At 58.0% G+C, this 20,822-nt stretch carries 17 protein-coding genes; 9 read left to right on the forward strand and 8 right to left on the reverse strand.

The features are described from left to right. Positions 1-113 precede the first annotated feature (113 nt). Positions 114-2,633, forward strand: a complete 2,520-nt coding sequence (gene hrpB, locus KT71_RS17575) for an ATP-dependent helicase HrpB (protein WP_040362480.1) — start codon at positions 114-116, stop codon at positions 2,631-2,633. A gap of 133 nt (positions 2,634-2,766) precedes the next feature. After that, entirely contained in the window at positions 2,767-3,222 is a 456-nt protein-coding gene (locus tag KT71_RS17580) for a DUF3465 domain-containing protein (protein ID WP_008293988.1), read from the forward strand. 17 nt (positions 3,223-3,239) lie between these two features. Here KT71_RS17580 and KT71_RS17585 read toward each other — a convergent pair whose 3' ends face one another. After that, entirely contained in the window at positions 3,240-4,160 is a 921-nt protein-coding gene (locus KT71_RS17585) for a haloalkane dehalogenase (protein WP_008293987.1), read from the reverse strand. Between the two features lie 86 nt (positions 4,161-4,246). On the opposite strand from KT71_RS17585, the gene KT71_RS20945 reads away from it, so the two are divergent. The 3 genes from KT71_RS20945 to KT71_RS17600 all read left to right on the forward strand — a co-directional run bounded on the left by KT71_RS20945 (position 4,247) and on the right by KT71_RS17600 (position 8,362). After that, on the forward strand, positions 4,247-5,263 hold the full coding sequence (locus KT71_RS20945) for a TonB-dependent receptor (RefSeq protein WP_023660297.1): 1,017 nt from the start codon (positions 4,247-4,249) through the stop codon (positions 5,261-5,263). Positions 5,264-5,266: 3 nt separating this feature from the next. After that, positions 5,267-6,748, forward strand: a complete 1,482-nt coding sequence (locus KT71_RS20950; protein ID WP_008293985.1) for a TonB-dependent receptor — start codon at positions 5,267-5,269, stop codon at positions 6,746-6,748. Positions 6,749-6,916: 168 nt separating this feature from the next. Beyond that, complete coding sequence (locus KT71_RS17600) at positions 6,917-8,362, forward strand: amidohydrolase (protein WP_008293984.1); 1,446 nt, start codon at positions 6,917-6,919, stop codon at positions 8,360-8,362. A 94-nt stretch (positions 8,363-8,456) separates the two neighbouring features. Here the strand turns inward: KT71_RS17600 and KT71_RS17605 are convergent, their stop codons facing one another. After that, a complete protein-coding gene (locus KT71_RS17605) occupies positions 8,457-8,723 on the reverse strand; it encodes a fasciclin domain-containing protein (protein WP_008293983.1) in 267 nt (88 codons plus the stop codon). A gap of 222 nt (positions 8,724-8,945) precedes the next feature. Next, a complete protein-coding gene (locus tag KT71_RS17610; protein ID WP_008293981.1) occupies positions 8,946-9,839 on the reverse strand; it encodes an alpha/beta fold hydrolase in 894 nt (297 codons plus the stop codon). Between the two features lie 201 nt (positions 9,840-10,040). Between KT71_RS17610 and KT71_RS17615 the strand changes: the two genes are divergently transcribed. The 3 genes from KT71_RS17615 (at position 10,041) to aptA (ending at position 14,652) form a co-directional block, all read left to right on the forward strand. Further along, entirely contained in the window at positions 10,041-10,901 is an 861-nt protein-coding gene (locus KT71_RS17615) for a lysophospholipid acyltransferase family protein (protein WP_008293980.1), read from the forward strand. Positions 10,902-11,060: 159 nt separating this feature from the next. Continuing rightward, on the forward strand, positions 11,061-13,169 hold the full coding sequence (locus tag KT71_RS17620; RefSeq protein WP_008293979.1) for a molybdopterin-containing oxidoreductase family protein: 2,109 nt from the start codon (positions 11,061-11,063) through the stop codon (positions 13,167-13,169). A 118-nt stretch (positions 13,170-13,287) separates the two neighbouring features. Beyond that, positions 13,288-14,652, forward strand: coding sequence for an omega-aminotransferase AptA (gene aptA, locus KT71_RS17625; protein ID WP_008293978.1), 1,365 nt, complete (start codon positions 13,288-13,290; stop codon positions 14,650-14,652). On the opposite strand, the gene KT71_RS17630 is transcribed toward aptA, so the two are convergent. From KT71_RS17630 to KT71_RS17650, 5 genes are all read right to left on the reverse strand, one after another. Further along, the gene (locus KT71_RS17630) at positions 14,649-15,362 is read right to left on the reverse strand and encodes a DNA-3-methyladenine glycosylase I (protein ID WP_008293977.1); all 714 of its coding nucleotides are present in this window, start codon (positions 15,360-15,362) and stop codon (positions 14,649-14,651) included. The genes aptA and KT71_RS17630 overlap by 4 nt on opposite strands. Before the next feature lie 14 nt (positions 15,363-15,376). Continuing rightward, positions 15,377-15,868 carry a VOC family protein gene (locus KT71_RS17635; protein ID WP_008293976.1) on the reverse strand — a complete coding sequence of 164 codons (492 nt, stop codon included), beginning with the start codon at positions 15,866-15,868 and terminating at the stop codon, positions 15,377-15,379. A 239-nt stretch (positions 15,869-16,107) separates the two neighbouring features. Continuing rightward, positions 16,108-17,661, reverse strand: a complete 1,554-nt coding sequence (locus tag KT71_RS17640) for a parallel beta-helix domain-containing protein (RefSeq protein WP_008293975.1) — start codon at positions 17,659-17,661, stop codon at positions 16,108-16,110. Continuing rightward, positions 17,658-19,046, reverse strand: coding sequence for a cytochrome-c peroxidase (locus KT71_RS17645; protein ID WP_008293974.1), 1,389 nt, complete (start codon positions 19,044-19,046; stop codon positions 17,658-17,660). The genes KT71_RS17640 and KT71_RS17645 overlap by 4 nt, the downstream gene beginning before the upstream one ends. Continuing rightward, the gene (locus KT71_RS17650) at positions 19,043-19,627 is read right to left on the reverse strand and encodes a c-type cytochrome (protein ID WP_238549438.1); all 585 of its coding nucleotides are present in this window, start codon (positions 19,625-19,627) and stop codon (positions 19,043-19,045) included. Before KT71_RS17650 ends, KT71_RS17645 begins: the two co-directional genes overlap by 4 nt. A gap of 405 nt (positions 19,628-20,032) precedes the next feature. Between KT71_RS17650 and KT71_RS17655 the strand changes: the two genes are divergently transcribed. Continuing rightward, positions 20,033-20,806, forward strand: coding sequence for a DUF4395 family protein (locus tag KT71_RS17655; RefSeq protein ID WP_202962372.1), 774 nt, complete (start codon positions 20,033-20,035; stop codon positions 20,804-20,806). Positions 20,807-20,822 lie beyond the last annotated feature (16 nt).

Below are 20,822 nucleotides of genomic sequence, written 5' to 3' on the forward strand. Positions count from 1 at the left end.
ATACGCTAAAACTTTGACCAGTAGTTTAATGGCGCTAATCCGCCGCCATACAGGGTGGCGCTGCGAACACCCCTGTGCCCATCGGCAGGAAGCCTATCAACCGTGATTTTATTATGCCCCTGAATACCGCCGCCCTTGGCCTTCCCATCTGTAACCTCCTTGAGGAGATTCGGGCTCGTCTGCAGGAAGAGCGCAATCTCGTACTGGAGGCCCCTACGGGCGCCGGAAAAACCACCGTCGTGCCCCTGGCGCTCCTTGATGAAACCTGGCTGACTAATCGTAAAATCATCATGCTCCAGCCCCGACGCCTGGCGGCAAAAAACGCTGCCCTGCGCATGGCAACGCTGTTGGGTGAGTCCCCCGGGCAGACCGTGGGCTACCGGATGCGCCTCGACAGCAAGACCAGCAGCGCTACACGCATCGAGGTTGTGACCGAGGGCATTCTTCTGCGCATGCTCCAGGACGATCCCTCCCTATCGGATGTAGGGCTTATCATCTTCGATGAGTTTCATGAGCGCTCCCTCGATGGGGACCTGGGTTTAAGTCTTGCTCTGAACGCGCGGGACACTTTTTCGCGATCGCCAACCCTGCGCATCATGCTCATGTCCGCCACCCTGGGCACAGCCGCGCTGGAAGCCTTTCTCGAATGCAAGGCGGTCAAGAGCGAAGGCAGGCTGTTTCCCGTGGAGGAGCGCTACGGCCAGAACAGCAAACCGCGGGAACGCATCGTCGATCGCGTGACCAGAAGCATTAACAAAGCCCTCGCTGGGCATCCCGATAGCAGTCTGCTCGTGTTTCTTCCCGGGCAAGGGGAAATCCGTCGCACCATGGAGCAACTGGACCCACCACCGGGCGTCGAGCTCCGGCCCCTCTACGGTGATCTGAGTCTGGGGGAGCAGCAGGCGGCCATTGCGCCCTGCCGGGAGGGTCGGCGCAAGGTGGTACTCGCTACCAACATCGCAGAGACCAGCCTCACCATTGATGGTGTGGACGTTGTCATCGACTCGGGCCTGGAGCGAAAACCCCGCTTCGATCCCCAGACAGCGATGAGTCGCCTGACCACGGTGAAGATCTCCCAGGCATCCAGCGTGCAACGCAAGGGACGGGCGGGGCGTCTGCGACCGGGCACCTGTTACCGGCTCTGGTCTGAGGCCCAGCAGGAACAGCTCGCGGCCCAGGACGAGCCGGAGATCCAGAGTGCTGACCTCTCCTCCCTCGCCCTGCAGCTTTTTGCCTTTGGTGTTTACGATCCCGGTGAGCTCGCATGGCTCACGGCGCCGCCGGCGGGCGCCTATCAACAGGCCATCGATTTACTCCTGGGACTCGCCGCCCTGGAAAAAACGGACGCTGGCTTGCGCCTGACGCCTCACGGTAATGCCATGGCAGAAATCTCCGCTCACCCGCGGCTGGCGCATATGCTGCTCCTGGGAGACGCCGTGGGTGCCCGGGAAACCGCCGCGCACCTTGCCGCCGTGCTGTCGGACCGGGACCCCCTGAGCCGTGATTCAGCGGACATGCGAACGCGTCTTGAGTATCTGAGTGGCGAGGTGGCCTGCCCCGGGGCGCTGCGAGCCTGGGAGAAGCGGACCCTCCAGCTGGCCCGGCAACTCTCACAACAGCTGCCCAAAGCGACTCGCCCAAACGCAGGCAAACCCAGCTACGAGCAGTTACCCGGCTTGCTGCTGGCCAGTGCCTACCCTGACCGCATCGCCCGTCAGCGCCACTCGGGTGGCTACCAACTGGCGAACGGTCGCAGCTGCCGATTCGCCTCGCCCAATGCCCTGGATAAATCCAAATGGCTGGCGGTTGCCGAAGTCGGTGGCGTCGCGGGACGAACAGGTGATGTCATCCGCTCCGCCGCGCCCCTTGACCCGGCGTTGTTTGACACGCTGTTGAAACCCCAGTTGTCTGAAGCAACGATAGTGGATTGGGACAACAAGAGCGGACGATTCCTTGCGGAGCGCCGCACCAGCGTGGGCGCCCTCTCCCTGCGCAAAGTGCAACTGGACTCGGTATCGGACGAGGCCAGGACCCAGAGGCTCATCGAACTCACCCGCGAGGCGAACATGGCGAATCTCAGCTGGTCCGCCCCCTGCGAGGAACTTCGAAACAAAGTGCGCCTCATGGCGCGCCTGGAATCAGACTGGCCATCACTGGAGTCTGAAGACCTCGTCCCGACCCTGGAAGACTGGCTCGCACCCTACCTTCTGGCGGTTAAAAAGCTTTCAGACCTCAAAAAGCTCGACCTGTATACAGCGCTGGAATCGCTGCTCTCCTGGGAACAGCAGCGCCGACTCAGGGCAGAGCTACCCGAACGCTTCGAGGTGCCCTCGGGATCAAAGGTGGCCATCGACTATCGGGAAGACCCGCCCATCCTGCCGGTAAAACTCCAGGAGATGTTCGGATGCAGAGACACGCCTAGCATTGCTGGGGGCCGAATAGCACTGGTAGTGCACCTCCTGTCACCGGCGGGGCGTCCCCTTCAGGTTACCCAGGATCTTCCCAGCTTCTGGAACAACAGCTACGATGCGGTCAAAAAGGAGATGCGTGGTCGCTACCCGAAACACCCCTGGCCCGACGATCCCCTGAGCGCCACGCCTACCCGATTCACCAAACACCGAAAGCAGTCCTGATGCCCGCAAGCTTCTGCAACGACCGGCAGCTCCTCGCAACCCCGGGCAATTCTCTGCAACCCCAGGCAACCCCAGGCAACCATGAAAGCCGCGGCGTAGGCTCATTCGCTGACGCACAGAAACGGAGTCCACGATGAAATCCACCATGAAGAAAAAGTCCCTACCCCTTGTTATCGGCCTGGCTGTGCTCACCTGGCTTTGGAACGAATATGGCACGGGCACCCTGGCAACCATGGCCCCGACACCGGTGGCCAGCAGCGATGGAGTTCTGGAGGCGGCTTTTGAAAATCGTCAGAGCGACCTTCAGGTGCAGGGCGAGGGCACGGTGGTTCACGTCCTGCCCGATGACACCAAGGGTAGTCAGCACCAACGGTTTCTTCTGGAACTGGATTCCGGCCTGACGCTGCTGGTTGCCCACAACATCGATCTGGCGCCCCGGATACCCAATCTACAGAAAGGCGACCGCGTCGGCTTCAACGGGGAGTACGAATGGAACGACAAGGGGGGCGTCATGCACTGGACACACCACGACCCCCGGGGACGCCATGAAGACGGATGGCTGGAACGCAGCGGTGAGCGCTTCGAATAGTCAGGGCTAGGACAGGGCTAGGAGCTGGCAAAAGACTCCAGAGCGGCACGGGCGATAGACTCACCCCACTCCTGCACGAAGTGACCACCCCCTTCGACGATCATCGCAGGCGGGCAGCCTTTGATCATGGCACGCAGACTCTCCATAACCACTGGCCCGAGCACAGGGTCCGCATCTCCCACGGCCATGAAGCTTTTACCGGTCCACTCCTTGGACCAGAACTGCGCGGCCTCAAGACTCACATCCACACCCTCCATCTCCGGCGAGACCGGCACCAAAGCGGGAAACACCTGGGCGCCCGCCTTGTACTCCGGTCCGGGAAACGGCGCGTCGTAAGCGGCTATTTCTGCCTCCGTGAGATGGGGTGTGCCCCTGGCAATCAGCTCCCCGATGGGAAGATCCGGCGTGGACAGCGCATAGTTTTTCCAGGCAAGAAAGCCCTCGCTGGGAGTCTTGCCGACGCCCAAAGCCGTATTCATAACCAGTAAGCGTGAAAGCCGGGGCTTGAACCCCGCATCCACGGGTAGGGTCAGACCCAGCAGCCCGCCCCAGTCCTGCACCACCAGGGTGATATTGCGAAGATCCAGGCGCTCCACCAGCGCAAGAAGGTAGTCCCGGTGAAAGTTAAAACTGTAGTCTGATTGTTGTAAGGGCTTGTCCGAACGTCCAAAGCCCAGGAGGTCCGGCGCAATCACGCGGGCACCGGATTCCAGAAACACCGGCATCATCCGTCGATAGAGAAATGACCAGCTCGGCTCCCCATGCAAACAAAGAAACACCGTGTCAGCGTCTGACGGTCCCGCATCGATCCATGCACCCCGGAGTCCATCGTACCCGGGAAGATCATCTGCGTAGAACACCGGGTAGTCGAAATCCGGCAAATCATTGAAGCGTTCAGCGGGAGTACGGAGAGATCGAACAGTGGCTTTTTGTGACATGCATAAACCCTTTATTTTTCATTCAGTGTTTGCGCTATAATGACAGTGCACATAATCACTATAAACCATGCACAAGGACACACCCCATGACTCGGACCCTCACGCCGAAAAAAGCTTTCTTCAAGCCTGGAATTTTAAGTACCGCTGTTGCGGCAGCGCTTATGGCGAGCAGCGATTTTGCCCTCGCTCAGCTCGAAGAAGTCATCGTCACCGCAACGCGACGCTCGGAAAGTATGCAGGATGTTGCGATATCCATGCTGTCTACCAGCGGAGACACCATTAAAGATTTGGGCATAACCCGCGGTGAAGAGTTTGCCGCCGACATTCCCGCGGTCACCATCTCCCAGAGCCCCATTGGCAACTTCATTTTTATTCGCGGCATCGGCACGTCGGGTGTTAACCAGGGCATTGAGCTGTCCACAGCCATGTTTCACGACAACGTTTACATGGGCCGGTCCCAGTTATTGCGGGCACCCTTCATGGATCTGGCGCGCGTCGAGGTGCTCCGTGGCCCCCAGGGCATCATGTTCGGTAAAAACACCATTGGCGGTGCGGTACATATGATTACCGCCAAACCGACCGATGAATTGGAAGGCTCCATCAGCGCGCTCTACGGCAGCTACGGCGAGCAGGAATTGACTGGAGTGATCTCTGGCCCCATCACCGACACCGTATCAGGCCGGCTTTCTGTGCGTGGTTACAAACTCGATGGCTATCTGGACAATATTCTCACCGGTAATGAAGGCCCGGAACGCGACGACCAAACCGTCCGCGCACAATTGGCATGGGACGCGACTGAGAATCTCCACATCAATGCCAAGTGGGAAAACAGCACCTTTGACCAGGTTCAGCAGTCGACTCAACTCAGTGTGTTTGACGCCTTCGGCACAGGCATCAGCTTTGGCGGTCTGAACCAGGCGCTGGTCGCCGTGGGCTCCGGGGGCGACGGCATCGAGAAACTCGACGACGAGCGAGCCGTGACTAACGATGGCGGCGCCGTGCTGGGCCTGGTGGCGCCGGGTTGGGCAGGCTTGCCCGGCTTCCCGGACAAGCCGGAACTCAGCAACAACTCCATGGACGTCGGTACGCTCACCGCCGAATAGGCCGTGGGCGGTCATACGGTTACCTCGATCACGGGTTACGCAGCCTATGATTACCGCGATATTTGCGATTGTGACTTCGCTGCCGTTCCCCTCCTTCAGGTGGATGCCACCGAAGACTATGAGCAGTTCAGCCAGGAGATCCGCCTGACCTCTCCCGGTGGCGAAAAGTTCGATTACATCGTCGGTCTGTATTATCACCAGAGCGACCTCGACTATCGCTCCGTAGAAGGTTTTGGCACCTCGCTGGCCGCGCCACTCCTGGGTGCCCCGGAATCAATCACCCCCAACCTGACCCGCGACTATTCGATGCAGCAGGATCAGGACATGTGGGCCGTGTTCGGCTCCGGTACCTACAGTTTCACCGACGCTACGCGGCTTAAGGTGGGCGTGCGCTACTTCGATGAGTCCAAGGAGGCGAGCCACACACTGGACACCTCCTTCACCGGTGGCTGGGACTACAGCGCTGCTATCGGCCTTCCGGCCGGCACAGCCAGCTACGGCTCCACCGCCGCAGAATATGACCGCTTCCTGAGTGAGTTTGCCGGGACGCCGTTTACTGCAATTTCTGAGGGCATCTTGAACGGACTTCTGGGGACCTTTGAGCACAACATTCAGAATCGCAAGCGCTCAGAGACAGACGTCAACTGGGAAGTCACGCTGCAACAGGACTTGAACCAGGACGCCATGGTCTACGGCACGATCTCGACGGGTAGTAAGGGTGGCGGCTTTGACGCGCGTTTTCTGCGAACCAATGACAGCCCGTTTTTTGAGTACGAGGAAGAATCTGCCACCAACTATGAAGTCGGCATTAAAAGCTCCTTGCTCGATGGCATGATGACCTTTAACGCCACGGCGTTTTTTACCACGGTAGAGGACTATCAGGTCAGCATCTTTGACGGCGCAACGGCCTTCTTTGTACAGAACGCTGCGGAAGTCGAGTCAAAGGGTGTGGAAGTGGATCTCAAGTGGGCGCCCACGGACGGTTTGATCGTCAGTTTCGCAGGTACCTATCTGCAAGCTGAATACAGCGATTTTAAAAATGCGCCTTGCTGGACACCGTCCGCATCTGACCCCGATCGGGGCGACTGCCAGAACGCGGGCACACCCAACGCATCTCGGGACGCCACCGGCAGCGCAAACACCTACTCGCCCGAGTGGGCCTACAACCTGAATGTTGACTATCGCAGACCGGTGACCGATATGCTGGAAGCGCGCGGCATTGTGAACATCAACTACTCCGACGACTTTTTCATCGCGGCCGACCTGGACCCTATCTACGGATTCCAGCCTGCCTACACCACCATCGATCTGCGCCTGAGTCTGGGCGCACAGGACGGTATGTGGGACGTCGCGTTTGTGGGTAAAAACCTGACTGATGAGCTCATCAGCGGCAACAACGATGATCAACCGCTCGTCAATGGCCAGGGTTTTGCGCAGACCAACCGCCTGCGCTCCTATGCCCTGCAGGCGACTTACCGTTTCTAAAACAGGTCGCAGCTAAACCCCCGCGATCGGGCAACGGTCGCCGCAGCCCGCAAGCTATCTTGCGGGCTTTTTTTTGCGTCGAAACACTGCCCGGGCGCCCGGCACTAGCCTTAAGCAACAAGCTGCGCTAGCGTGACGCTTGATCGCTACTTATAAGGAACAAAGTTCATGATCAATACGACCGTACGCTGCCTTTCGGGCGCTTTTCTACTGGCGGCATCCTCAGCGACCTTCAGTGCCGATGAAGCATCCCTGAAGGCTGACATTATTGCCTCAGTGGATCGACAGGCCAGTTCACTCACAGCCCTGAGCGACGAGATCTGGGGCCATGCGGAAATCGCATTTAAGGAAACAGAGTCCGCCGCAGCGCTGATCAAACACGCGAAGGAACACGGGTTTCAAGTCGAGACGGGTATCGGTGAGATCCCCACAGCCTTCGTTGCCGAGTTCGGCAGTGGCAAACCAATCATCGGCATCATGGGTGAGTTCGACGCGCTCCCCGGGCTCTCTCAGGCATCGGTCCCCACACGAACGCCCCTGGTGGAAGGCGCGCCCGGTCATGGTTGTGGTCATAACGTATTCGGCGCCGCCTCCCTTGGGGCCGCCATCGCCGTTAAAGAGCAGATCGAGGCCGGTGAGATCTCCGGCACCGTCCGCTATTACGGCACCCCCGCCGAAGAAAAGTTTTTCGGCAAATTGTGGATGATTCGCGCGGGCGCCTTTGACGATGTCGACGTGATGATGGATTGGCACCCCAGCGACAAGATCGAAGCCAGCGCGCAGAGCAGCCAGTCCCTCGTGGATTTTTTAGTGGAGTTTGACGGACAGTCAGCCCACGCGGCGGGAGATCCCTGGAACGGTCGCTCCGCCAGTGATGCCCTGGAGCTCTATACCCATGGCATCAATGCCTACCGCGAGCATATCCAGCCCACGGTACGTATCCATTATCACATTATGGATGCGGGCAAGGTGGTCAACGTCGTGCCGGATTACGCCAAGATCTGGGTTCGGGTGAGAGATCGTAGCCGCGATGGCATGACCCCGGTGTATGAGCGGGTCCGGGAAATGGCCGAGGGCGCGGCCATCCTCGCCGACGTAGATTACAAAGTGACGCTTATCTCCGGTGTGCACGAAATACTGGTTAATCGCACCGGCGGTTCAACGCTCCAGGCCAACCTCGACACCCTGGGCCCCATCACCTACAGCGATAAAGAGGAGCGTTACGCCAAGGAAATTCAGAAAGCCACGGGTAAACCCGAGGTGGGTATGGACGCCGAGGTGCGCCCCTTTAGAGAAACCGAGAAAAACCCGCCTGGGGGCTCCACCGATGTCGGCGACGTGAGCTTTGTCGTGCCCACCATCAGTCTGGCCGCACCCATCGCGCCCAAGGATGTTCCCTGGCACTCCTGGGCCGTGGTGGCCACCGGCGGCATGTCCATCGGACACAAAGGCCTGGTGTACGCCTCCAAGGCCCTCGCCATGACCATGATCGACCTCTATCAGGATCCCGATCTCATCAAGGCAATTAAAGAGGAGTTTAAGGAGCGTAAGGGAGACTACGAGTACGAAGGTATTCTGCCCCCCGGGCCGCCGCCTCTGGATTTTCAGCAATAAGACAAACACAACGCAGCAACCAAAAAAAACGCCCGGTCACAGGATGTGACCGGGCGTTTTAACTAATTAAGCAATTAGGGCAATTGCCAGAAGCCTACATCAACGGCATCAATACCGCGTCTATGGCGTGAATGATGCCGTTAGACACCTCTACGTCGGTGACAATAACCTCAGAGCAGTTGACGAAAAGTAATTCACCTTGGACCGTCAGAGCCACGATATCGCCGTTTGCCATTTCTACCGTGCTCCCCGCCAGGGAGAGCGCAGTCTCTGCGAGGAGCGCATCTATCGTCTCTTGTCTCAGGGCATCGAAGGCTGCATATCGGCGCAGCGCGACACCAGACGAAGTGATTACCGACATAGATCAGGGTCTCCATTAGTAAAAGTAACTGCGACACCTGATAGGACCGAGCACTTGGAATCAGCTCACCGGAAAACAAGTAAGAAGGACAGCTAAAACGAACAAAATCGAGACAGCTGATAAGAAGCCCTGAGGGCGGTAGTGCTTTTCTGCACCTCAACTATTGATGATTTTTCTTGCGGGCGATCTCACTGCGGCACAGACGCCGCTGACCGCAATCCATCACGCCTCGTCATGGGTTGCGAGCCAATCCAACAACAGGGCATTCACGAATTCCGGGCGCTCCCGATGGGGAAAGTGGCCCGCATCAGGAACCTCAACGACTTGCAGGCCCTTAGGAAAGTCGTCTTCTCGCATCATGGCTGAAAAAACCTCAGCCGCGATGCATCCCTCGTTCTTCCCAGTCATTCCCAGGGTGGGCACTTCAATGGGCCAGGGCTTGCTGCCATCGTAGGACTTGCGTCCGCGGAGGGAATCCATCCCCACCGCGGCCCGGTAATAGCCAAGGGCGCTTTTTAGAACCCCCGGGGCCCTAAAGGCCGCAACCACTATTTGGAACTCCTCTTCCTCAAAATCCCAGCCCGGACTCCAGGTTTTCCAGAGCCAGCGAAGGAAGGCGAAGTCCTTTCGTTTGACGACATACTCCGCAATACCCGGCGCCTGAAAAAACAGGATGTACCAGGAGAGCCGAAGCTGCTTGGGGTGTTTATCAATCTCCGCCAAAAAGCGACCCGCATGGGGTACAGACATGGTGGTGAGGCTCAAGAGTCGCTCCGGTGCAGCCATAGCCGTCGTATACGCAATAGAGGCGCCCCAGTCATGGCCCACAAGATGCGCGGCGCTGGCCCCCAGTTGGTCTATCCAGGCCAACACATCGCCTGCTAAGGCCGCAGAAGAATAGTCCCCATCCTCGGGCTGGGACTGGGGCTCGTAGCCTCGTGTTGCCGCGGCGATCACGCGATAGCCAGCTTCCGCGAGCACATGCATTTGCTCACCCCAGGTATGCAAAGTGTCGGGAAAGCCGTGAAGGAGAATCACAAGGGGACCGTTGCCTCCCTCGATAGCGCTGAAACGCAGATTTCCGTGGGCCAGGGTAATCGCTTTGGACTTGGGCAAGGTCTTCTTCTTTAGTTAAAAATGGATCGCTGATCCTACAGAAAAGCAAAAAGCCTCACAAAAGGGCTGCGCGTCCCGGAGGCGCGAGAGCACGAGCGTCCGCCACCCTCGCAACCGCGGTTACGGGCGCTATTGCTGTCATCTTTTCGTAGCATTACGGTCATACCCTGTCGCGATCATGCCGCCGACGGGAGTGTTCCCATGTACGACTATGTCCGAGCGCAACCCTCCCTGTCCTACGCCCAGCCCTCTGACCCCTGGTTGACCCGACGGTGTATAAGCTTCCTTGAGGTGTTATTGGGTCGACGCCGTATCGAGGCTATCTATTACGAGCTGAAACGCCGGCCTTTCCATCAGACAACCTTCTTTAGTGAGGCGCTGGATGCAATCAATGTGAACGTCGATATGGATATGCGGCGTCTATTGGATGCCCCTAAGAACGGGCCTCTGGTGATTCTTGCGAATCACCCCTTCGGAATTGTAGACGGGCTGATTCTTTGTAACATCGCAGCGCAGCTACGATCAGATTTCCGCATCATGCTCAACGCAATGCTCTGCCAGGATTCGGACCTGGCGCCGCACTTTCTGCCCATCGACTTCCAGTCAAATAAAGCTGCGCTGCAGAACAATATTCAGTCCAAGAAGCTTGCGCTCAGCGCGCTCAAAGACAACATACCTCTGCTTATCTTTCCCTCGGGCATGGTCTCAACGGCGGACAAATTTGGCTTTGGGCAGAGCCATGACGGCACCTGGACCACCTTTGCAGCAAAACTGATACAGCAGAGTGAAGCGACGGTGCTGCCCGTGTATTTCCATGGCCAGAACAGTCGCAAGTTTCACGTGGCGAGCCACGTCGCCCTGCCTCTGCGCATGGCCATGCTCATGCATGAGGCGCTAAAGAAATGCGGTGACACCGTTCGCGTCGACCTTGGCGACCCCCTTCCCTGGGAGACGTTGTCGCGCTACGGCTCGCGGCTGTCGCTCACACAGTTTCTCTATTCCCACGTCAATGAGGAGCTGCCCCTTCGCGCCTCTCAATCGACCTTTGCAATGCCCATGTAAGGGTTTACCGGGGATCGGCACCGCTCTGCTTCCCTGAAACATTGATAATCCCATGCAAAAGATGGCGGCAACGCGTGCATCGGTGAGGTAGTATCCTGCGAGTCTTTAAACGTCCGGGCCGGTTTGCGGCTCGCGGTGACTCTCCCGGAGGGCCTTGGGATGACCCACAACGCCGATAACAGCTTTGATAGCACCTCGGATAACACCTTTCATAACAATAAGGCGACGAGTCAGAGCGGCAAAAACCCGGTGCCGCCGCTAACGCAGAGCACTGTCTGCCCCCTGGACTGCGCCGACACCTGCAGCCTCGAGGTTTTCACCGAGGGCGAGACAGTCACCAAGGTGCGCGGCGGTGCCGCCAATCCGTTTACGCGGGGAAAACTCTGCGCTAAGGTCGTAAACGCCTTCCCGGCTCAGGTGCACGGGGATCTACGTATCCGCACCCCCCTGCTCCGACGCGATAGCCTGGGAGGCCGCGACTTCCAGGCCATCAGTTGGGAACAGGCCCTCGATATCATTCACGAGCGCTTTTCCCAGGTAGCATCGGAATGGGGTAGCGAGGCCATCGCGCCTCTTTACTACGGCGGGCCCATGGGCATTCTCGCCGGGGGCAGCATGGATAGGCGCTTCTTCCACAAGCTCGGCGCCTCGCTCATTGATGCTTCGACGCTCTGTGCGGGTACCTCCGGCCATGCCTGGGACACGGTCTTTGGCGATGCCGGCGGCATCGATGTGGCGGAGCTCGCCGAGGCCCGACTCATTGTGGTCTGGGGTAACAACATCACCACCTGCAATCTCCATCTCACCACCCTCATTCGCGACGCACAAAAGCGCGGCGCCAAGCTGGTGGTGATTGACCCGAAGCGCACGCGCATCGCCCGGGATGCGGATTTACACGTACCCCTGCTGCCGGGATCCGATGTCGCGCTGGCCTACGCCGTGACCGCGATCCTTGATGCCAGCGGTGATCTCGATGAGGCCTTCATCGAAGAACACACCCATGGCGGAGATCAGTTCAGATCCGCTGCGAAGGCCTTTGACCTGGAGCATGCAGCGGGACTCTGCGGGCTCGACGCGGGGCTCATAGAAGCCCTCGCTGACATGTTCCGTAAGCACCGGCCTGCGGCCATGAGCATAGGCGTGGCACCGGAGCGCAATCGCAACGGCAGTGCGGGGATTCGCGCCGCCTTCTCCCTGATGGCGGTAACGGGAAATATTGGTCCTCATGGCGCAGGCATCTGTGATGTCTCACGGTTTTTTCCCATCGACCGGCAGCGCCTCTCGAGACCGGATCTGGCACCCGAGAATACTCGAACACTCAACGTACTCGACATCCCTCGCTATGTACTCGATCCGGGTGACGAGACCCCCATCAAGGCGCTGTTTATCTACAACCACAATCCCGTCGCCGTACATCCACAGCAGGGGCGCATGCGCGACGCCCTCCTCAGCGACGAGGTGTTTGTGGTGGGCAGCGATATCACCATGACGGACTCCATGACCTGCGCAGATCTGGTGCTCCCCGCGAGCACGCACTTTGAGTATGGCGACATCTACAAAGCCTACGGTCACCGATACCTCCAGCGCTCGCGACCGGTGATTCCCGCCCAGGGCGAGGCTGTGAGCAACATGGAACTGTTCCGACGCCTCGCCGCTCGCTTCGGCTATACAGAGGCGGTCTTTCAGGATTCCGATGATGCAATGATCCACCAGGCCTTCGCCGCGACGGACAGCAGCATTCCTGAGAAGGCCGACAACAGGGCCCTGGACATGACGCCCTATGCGAAACCCGCCATGCTCCGCGGTGGAGAATTCACAACGCCCAGCGGCCGCATAGAACTCTACAGTGAGGCCATGGAAGCGCATTGTGGCCAGGGCCTGCCCGCTTATCTCGATCCTCCGGAGAAACGCGACTTTGTCCTCGTGACCCCGGCATCGGAGCTCCGCACAAACTCCACCTTTGGCGGCATTGAGGAGCAACAACGCGACATCCTCTGCGAGATCCACAGCGCCGACGCCACCGCTCGAGAGATAAAAGATGGTGAAGTGATTGAGTTGTTTAACGAGCGTGCCGCTGTGCAGCTGACCGTAAGGATCAGTGACGACGTACGACAGGGCACCCTTTACGTGCCCAAAGGTGCCTGGATCGCTGACTCACCCACGGGCTGTACCGTAAATGCCCTGCTCCCCGGCCATCAGGAGTCTGCCATTGGCGGCGCCTGCTACTACGACTGCGCCGTGGACATTCGGCCTCCCCCAAAAGGGTGATTTTCCTGGCCCTGTCGCAGGCACATAGTAATCTTCGGTAAACATGGAGGCTTACGGTTGCTCCGTGGTATGTTTTTGATAGCCGCCGGAGGAGAGAAGCCCTCCCTGGAGTTAAGCCATGACAAGCATTGAGCAACCCCTGGACCATTCGGCATCCGGTCTGACGGACATCATTACCCCCGGCGGTCTGGACGCGCACTGGATGGCCTACTCCGGTAACCGCCAGTTCAAGAAAGACCCTCGCATCATCGTAGCTGCAGACGGCATCTACTACATCGATGATAAGGGTCGGCGCATTATGGATGGCCTGTCAGGATTGTGGACAACGGGACTCGGTCACAACCGACCCGAAATTGCTGACGCAGTGAATCAACAGCTGCGCACCCTGGACTATTCGCCTGCCTTCCAGTTTGCCCAGCCCAAGTCCTTCCAACTCGCTGAACGCCTGCGCACCCTCATGCCGGAGGATTTGGACTACGTGTTTTTTACGGGCTCGGGCTCGGAGTCCGCGGACACCTCCCTGAAGATGGCACGTGCCTATTGGCGACTCAAAGGTCAGCCGAGCAAAACGCGCCTCATTGGCCGTATCAAGGGCTATCATGGCGTGAACTTCGGCGGCATCTCCGTGGGCGGTATTGCGGCCAACCGCAAGATGTTTGGTCAGGGTCTCGAGGCCGATCATCTTTCGCATACCATGATTCCCGAAAACCGCTTTCAACGGGGCATGCCGGAGCACGGCGCTCACCTGGCGGATCAGCTTCTGGAGATGATTACCCTTCACGACGCCAGCAACATTGCGGCGGTGATTGTCGAACCCATGGCGGGGTCTGCGGGTGTGCTCCCGCCGCCCGTAGGCTACCTCCGGCGCTTGCGGGAGATATGCACGGCGCACAACATCCTCTTGATATTCGACGAGGTCATCACCGCTTTTGGCCGCTGTGGCGCCATGACCGGTGCGGATGCCTTTGGCGTTGTGCCCGATATTCTCAACACCGCCAAGCAGATTACTAACGGGGCGATTCCCATGGGTGCAGTGATAGCCCGCAAGGAAATCTACGACACCTTTATGCAGCAGGACGCGCCGGAGCATCTTCTCGAGTTCTTCCACGGCTATACCTATTCGGCACACCCTGTGGCCTGCGCGGCGGCACTGGCAAACCTTGATATCCTCGAGAAGGAAGCGCTACCGCAGCGCGTAGCCGAAAAAGCGCCCATACTCGAAGAGGCAATACACGCGCTCCATGGTCTACCCAATATCACTGATATTCGAAACTATGGATTTGCCGCAGCCATCACCCTCGAGCCAAAGAATGGAGACCCGACGCTCAGGCCTTTTGAGGTCGGCATGCGTATGTGGGAAAAAGGCTTTTACGTACGCTATGGCGGAGACACGGTGCAGCTCGGTCTACCCTTTGTTATTGAGGACGTGAAAATCGAGCAGCTGTGCGCAGCCCTGGGCGACGCGGTGCGCGAAACAGCCTAGCGCTGAATCCCTACCTGGTTTTGTCCGTAGCTGAAGGACACAATTCGACTCAGGGCCGATAGAGAGCGTCCCGACTGTGATTGAAGCGTATTAAAAAAGTCCTGGGTCGCTTGAAGAGACTTTTTACTGGTGGCACCACCATCAATCACTCCGCGATTTCTGAGAAAACCCTCGACGTCCCGGGTGAGGAGAAAACTATCCACACCCAGCGCCCGCAAGGCATAGGGTCCGGTATTACCGCCGAGGCGATGGCCATGCTTTTTGAGGTAATTCCACAAACCAATCACGTTATCCGTCGGCCATTCAGCAATAAACGCCCCAAAGCGCTTCCCTTCGCAGCGCTCGGTTTCCGCAATCATCGCGGCGTTCTCACGTATCGTCTTGACCTTGGAAAAATTGCGAATGATCGCGGGATCCTTGGCTTTTCGCTCAAGCATTTCATCGGGCATCATCAATAAGCGTTCGATATCAAAGCCCCAGAAGACCTCTTCAAAGTTATCCCATTTCTGGTTCACCACGCGCCAGACAAAGCCCGACTGAAATACCTTTCGTGTGAACTCCGCCAGATACCGGTCACTGGGTAGCTTTCGTAAGGACGCCTTGCTCGCGGGCTTTGGCAGCAGCGCATCGACCGCCTCAGGCCCGCCTTTGCGTTCGCAGGCAAGACCATAGATAACTTCGAAGCTGAGGGGATTTAAGCGCTTTGCCATATGAGATGGTTTCCCTAGAGAAATGCTCCCCATCGCTCGAGGTAGACCTGCAGCAATTCAATGCGCGTACCGTCGGGATCGACGCAGGTTGCAACATCCGCGAGACGCTCATGGCATTGCTGGGGCGGCGAGAGAAACTCCACGCCGTCATCCACCAGGGACTGATAGTCCGATGCCAGATCTTCGGAAATCAGACAGATGCGCACAACGCCCAGATCTTTGTTTTCCAGAGGATCACGCTGATCGAGGCCGGAAAACTCCGTCAGATCAAGCTTGGGAAAGCCCTCGTCCAGCTGCATGATGCAGGCGCGACCCCTGGGTGAACCGCTGATGCCAAGGGCAAGGGCACTGCCTGCATCGACGGCGTTTTGCTGTTCACGGTTTAAGTTCAGGTACGGAATCGTCGGCAAAAAGGCGTCAAATCCAAGCTTCTGATAAAACGCGATGGACGCATCAAGATCCCTGACATTAATGTTGATGTGCCCCCAGGCGGATTTTATGGCCATGATCGACTTTCTCCATGACAAAGTAGGCTCGGACTGCTAAGTCCGAGCCTCATTATCACCTAAAAGTTAAACAATGCCTCAATGCCGTAAGTGCGTGGGTCCGCTATGCGGGCATAGGGTGTACCAAAGGACGCCGCGGTAATCTGACTGATACCCGTCAACGATTTCTCGTCGAGGAGATTCCGTACCCAAAGAGACTCTCAACGATGCTGTTTTTAGAGACCCTTTAATTCGACGCCCTAGCGAGAAACAGACAGCATGTATTGGGCGACTGCCAGCCGGGTTTCTTCATCCAGATAGTCCTGCTTGGGCATTTCCGGATAGTCCTCCCGCTTCTTCACGGGCGCCGCAATGTACTCAGCAAGGCCATGGGGGTTATCCATGTACAGCGCCTGAATGATCTTTACCGGCGGGCCTATCATGCGGCCTTCGTAGGTGTGACAACCGGCGCAGATACCCAGGTAGGCAATCTTTCCACGCTCACCGGGCTCGATCACTCGCGGCTCCACGGGCGGCATCAGATAATTGCCGATATTCCTGGTGCTCGTGAAGTCGCACTCGTTAAAGTCATCAATGCCCGAGTGGACATAGCGGTGACGATTGATGATACAGCTCTCGTTGCTGGGCCCGATGGCGAAGATATCGGGGTTACCGCTCTTCAGGTCCGCGAGCATCAGCCCCTTGATTTCGGGAATCGTCTCGTAACCATTGTTGTGCATGGTGTTGTTGAGAATCATGAGTCGATCGGAGTTGGGATCGGCTTCGGGATCGACGGTCACATTGGTCAGCTGCGCCGCGGTATTGTGATCCACGGTCATGATGCCCACGGTCTTGTTGTTGGTGATGATGTTGCCCTCAATCACCACATCATCCGCCGCCATAATCATGATGCCGGTGCCGGCGGGAATACCGCCTACGGTGGAACCCGGCGCACCGAAGTTGGGTGTATTGTTATCCGAGATCCAGTTGTTGCGGATGATGACATCATAGGTTGTTTTGATCGGCAGTCCCGGGGTGATGAAGGCCAGAACACCACCGGTGTTGTTGTACACGAAGTTGCTTTCGACAATGGCGTGCCGGCTGTTCTCGATCTCGATGCCCGCGACGCTGTCGAACACTTCGTTATACGCCACGTGGATGTTGTCACTCATACCTACGTAGATTGCCGCGTCTTCAATACCGGAAACCACGTTGTGCTCAACCACCCCATTGGTACCCAGCTGGGGAAAAATGCCGTAGACCCCGGTATCGACAATGATATTGTCGCGAATTTCAAAGTTATTCCCCGCCTGGCTCATGATCGCATTGCCCTTGTATTGGGTAATCATGAAGCCTTCTACAACGATGTTATTGCCGGAAAAGAGAATCGCGTCATTCAGCGTACCTTCACCGTCCAGCGTTGCCCGTTCTGAGCCTTTGACAATGCCGATGAGTCGAATGCCATCCTTGTCGATGTAAACCGTCTCACTGTAGCTGCCGGGCATGACGTGAATGGTGGTGCCCGGCTCGGCCGCGATGACCGCTTCCTGTATCGATTCACCATCGTTCACCGTTACAACCATATCGGACATGGGAGGGCCGGCGACAAACTTGCTGCTGCCTTGCACGACCAGCTCTCTCGCGGCGGCGACGTCCTCGGCGGCGGCACCCCCCGCGGAGCTCCCACCGTAGCTCGCGCCGCTACCGGCACTGGTGATCACCGGCGCTGAGCCGCCGGTTTTTTTGCCGAACTGCAGCCCCGCCACAAAGGCAACGGCTATCAAGACAACGACGAAGATTTTTCCTGTACTCATGATGATGCTCCGAGAGGCTGCTCTACTCGATCGCGCGAGCTATCGGCGATGCTTGGAGAGTGTTGCGAACTATTGTTGGTATTGTTCAACGGCGATATGCCGATGGGGGGTAGTCCCGAGGGCACCCGTTGGGGAATCGCCGGGGTAAAGGTTTCGTCAGTCAGTGCGCCGAGGAAGTCCACGAGACGGTCGAGTTCTTCGTCGCTGAGATTCGGCTCCCAAATATGCCAGTGAATATGCATATCGACACCCGGGGGCACGGCGTGACCGCGTCCGCCAGTGTAAAAAGCCACGGCCTCTCTCAGGGTCTCGAAGCGACCCGAGTGCATGTAAGGCGCAGTCTTGGCGATGTTGCGCAGCGTGGGCACTTTAAAGCCGCCCTTCATTTTCGGCGCCTTCCAGATCGCCTCCGCGCCCACATCCAAGGGCAGCCCCTCAGGCTCGGGCGAGCCGATGACCGCCACTTGCTGGTTGGTGAACAATGGTGGTGTGTGACATTCGGCGCAGCGGGCGACGAAGGAGCGAAAGACGTTCATGCCCTCGATTTCCCTCTCACTCAGAGCAGCATGATAGCCATGGGCGTAGCGGTCGTAGCGGCTATTCAGAGAAATCAGCGATGTTTGAAAGGCCGCAAGCGCCCGGTAAACCTGTTGCAGATTGATCTCTTCGACCTTTGCCTCGGGAAACGCCTCCTTAAACAGCCGACGATAGGCCTCGCTGCCCTGGAGGGTGGCCAGCAGTTGCGCAGGGTTGTTAGCCATCTCTTCGGGCGAATAGAGGGGCCCCTGGGCCTGTTCTTCCAGACTATCGGCACGGGCATCCCAAAAAAGATGCTTGAGAAAGGCGACATTCCAGAGCGTTGGCGAGGAGCGCCCCACGGCATGACCCGCAATACCGACGGCGCGGGCCCGGCCATCACTGAAGCCCAACTCGGGATGATGACAGCTCGCACAGGACGTGGAGCCATCCCCGGACAGCGCCGGGTCAAAAAACAGATAGCGGCCAAGATCGATCTGCTGGGGACGAAAGCCATCGCGATGCGCCGGCAACGCGGTCTGGGTACCCCCCACCCCCTGATCCTGTAGGGAATCGTAGAACTGATACATATTCCGGAGCTCACAGACACCGGCCCCGGTCTTTTCAAAGCTCGGCGGGCAGCGATCGCTCAGGGCGATCGCCTGCTCCCGAGGATCAGCGTCGCGCTCTGCCGCTGACTCAAATGCCGCAACGGCACGCGTAACCACACCCCGGTCACCGGCGGCCGGGGCGCTTACCCCAGCCAGGTCACTTGAACGCGAGCTCATGACCACCAGCGCCAGTAGCGCCGGAATGACCGCAGCGACCAGAAGCCTCTGACTCGCAGATTTGCTCAGGTCATCACTCATTGCGAAAGAAGATACCCAATAACGTCATCGAGATCTTTTTCGGTGCTCAGCATGGTCGCCATCATCTGCATCTGGCGGCCAAGACGGTCGTCCTCGTGGGAACCCCGAATGCCCTCGGCAAAGTTTTGGTACTGCCTGCGGAGATAGGCGGCATCAAGACCTGCGAGGCGCGGCGCATTCATACTGGGGTTTCCCTTACCGCCGGGACCGTGGCAGGCGCCGCAGGCGGCGTTGTACTGCACTTCACCGTTTCGTTGGTCATGCCCGGTGACGGCGGACGTCGTTGCAGCGGGCAGGCTTCCTATATAAGCAACCACATTAGTCACTGCCGTCTCGTCGGCAAGCAAGGCAGCCATGCCCTGCATTTGTTTGCCGAAGAGGTCCCGGGGATCGTTACCGCGAACACCGGATTTAAAGTGATGGAGCTGACGCTTCAGATAATCGCCATCCTGTCCCGCCAGTGCAGGGGCGTTCATGGCCGCAACGCCGGCGCCATCGGCTCCGTGACAGGTGATGCAGGGCGCGTAGAGGCTCTCGCCCACGGCAGTGTCCGCAGCATACAAAGAGGCGGAAAAGCTCACGCAGAGGGCGCTCAAAATCCGCACAACGGTTCTGGCAAGAGCGCGGCGATTACACCAATTTGAGCGAATAATAATGTCTAAGCTGTTTATTGCGCCGCTTTTGCCCGGCCGAATATGGATCATTGGTTTTATCTCTGCCGCGATACATCGCGGACTGAATGCCCGAAAGAAGGCCTATTGTCGTTGTTTTGTCCGCTAAATCTTCCGTATTTCAAAAATCCGTCAGCATTTGAGGGCCGTTTTTGGAAAAAACGGCAGGAACACGACTCTTTTTAACCAAAACTTCGGTCACAGCCTCTTTGGATTAACGTAAGCAGACCCGTGGCGATTAGCCCCCGGACGCTCATCGGTAGTATATTAGAGAAATATAATATCAGCCGATGCGCAATTGCCATGACAGACAAAATGACCTTTCAACAACGAGGCCTTTTTCAGCAGGGATATCAGGAATACAGCCCCGAACAACTACGACAATTGGAGTGGGGTTTACGATTTACCCCCTTTGCCTGCTCCGCGATCACCGCCTACGGGCTCTTTACGGCGCAGCCTATGGTGCTGTTTGCCGTGGCGACTCTGGGTATCTGGGCGTTTCTAGCGCCAGCCGCACATCCTATGGACCTGCTGTACAACCATCTCGTGCGCCACATCACCGGCGCAGTAGCTCTTCCGGAAAACCCCTTTCAGAGACGCCTGGCCTGTCTTGCCGCCGGCGTTATGAACTTTGTCGCTGCGGTGCTGTTTACCGCCAATCTCCCGACGGCTGCTCTGGGGGTGGGTCTGGCGCTTCTGATGCTTCAGGCGATTGTTATCTTCACGCACTTCTGCGTGCTGTCCTGGATGTATGAAGGGCTGATGCGCATTCTGGGGAAATGGAACGCACCCATCGCTCTTGACGAGGCAGAAGCCCTCCTTCGCGATGGCGCAAAACTCGTCGATGTGCGCAGCGCCAATGAATTTGCCCGCGACGCCCTACCGGGAGCAACAAATGTTCCCGTGGAACACATCGAGCAAAACTGCGAGCAATTTGCGAATGGCGTTTATCTGTTCTACTGCGCCAGCGGGACTCGCAGTCAAATCGCCACAGAAAAACTTCGCGCCGCGGGAGCAACCGCAGTTTATGACCTGGGCAGTAAATCCAGAGCGTCCACGTTGGCCAGAAGCGAAGACGCAAAAAAGTGACGGGTTGGACTAGCGG

Origin of the sequence: Congregibacter litoralis KT71, from assembly GCF_000153125.2 — a bacterium.
GTDB lineage: Bacteria > Pseudomonadota > Gammaproteobacteria > Pseudomonadales > Halieaceae > Congregibacter > Congregibacter litoralis.

What these genes read in the sequence shown, in the direction of transcription:
- KT71_RS17655 (WP_202962372.1), top strand. Translation starts at nt 20,033, where the DNA reads ATGACCTTTCAACAACGAGGCCTTTTTCAGCAGGGATATCAGGAATAC.
- KT71_RS17585 (WP_008293987.1), bottom strand. Translation starts at nt 4,160, where the DNA reads ATGTCACAAAAAGCCACTGTTCGATCTCTCCGTACTCCCGCTGAACGC.
- KT71_RS17620 (WP_008293979.1), top strand. Translation starts at nt 11,061, where the DNA reads ATGACCCACAACGCCGATAACAGCTTTGATAGCACCTCGGATAACACC.
- aptA (WP_008293978.1), top strand. Translation starts at nt 13,288, where the DNA reads ATGACAAGCATTGAGCAACCCCTGGACCATTCGGCATCCGGTCTGACG.
- KT71_RS17580 (WP_008293988.1), top strand. Translation starts at nt 2,767, where the DNA reads ATGAAATCCACCATGAAGAAAAAGTCCCTACCCCTTGTTATCGGCCTG.
- KT71_RS17630 (WP_008293977.1), bottom strand. Translation starts at nt 15,362, where the DNA reads ATGGCAAAGCGCTTAAATCCCCTCAGCTTCGAAGTTATCTATGGTCTT.
- hrpB (WP_040362480.1), top strand. Translation starts at nt 114, where the DNA reads ATGCCCCTGAATACCGCCGCCCTTGGCCTTCCCATCTGTAACCTCCTT.
- KT71_RS17605 (WP_008293983.1), bottom strand. Translation starts at nt 8,723, where the DNA reads ATGTCGGTAATCACTTCGTCTGGTGTCGCGCTGCGCCGATATGCAGCC.
- KT71_RS17615 (WP_008293980.1), top strand. Translation starts at nt 10,041, where the DNA reads ATGTACGACTATGTCCGAGCGCAACCCTCCCTGTCCTACGCCCAGCCC.
- KT71_RS17640 (WP_008293975.1), bottom strand. Translation starts at nt 17,661, where the DNA reads ATGAGTACAGGAAAAATCTTCGTCGTTGTCTTGATAGCCGTTGCCTTT.
- KT71_RS20945 (WP_023660297.1), top strand. Translation starts at nt 4,247, where the DNA reads ATGACTCGGACCCTCACGCCGAAAAAAGCTTTCTTCAAGCCTGGAATT.
- KT71_RS17645 (WP_008293974.1), bottom strand. Translation starts at nt 19,046, where the DNA reads ATGAGTGATGACCTGAGCAAATCTGCGAGTCAGAGGCTTCTGGTCGCT.
- KT71_RS17635 (WP_008293976.1), bottom strand. Translation starts at nt 15,868, where the DNA reads ATGGCCATAAAATCCGCCTGGGGGCACATCAACATTAATGTCAGGGAT.
- KT71_RS17600 (WP_008293984.1), top strand. Translation starts at nt 6,917, where the DNA reads ATGATCAATACGACCGTACGCTGCCTTTCGGGCGCTTTTCTACTGGCG.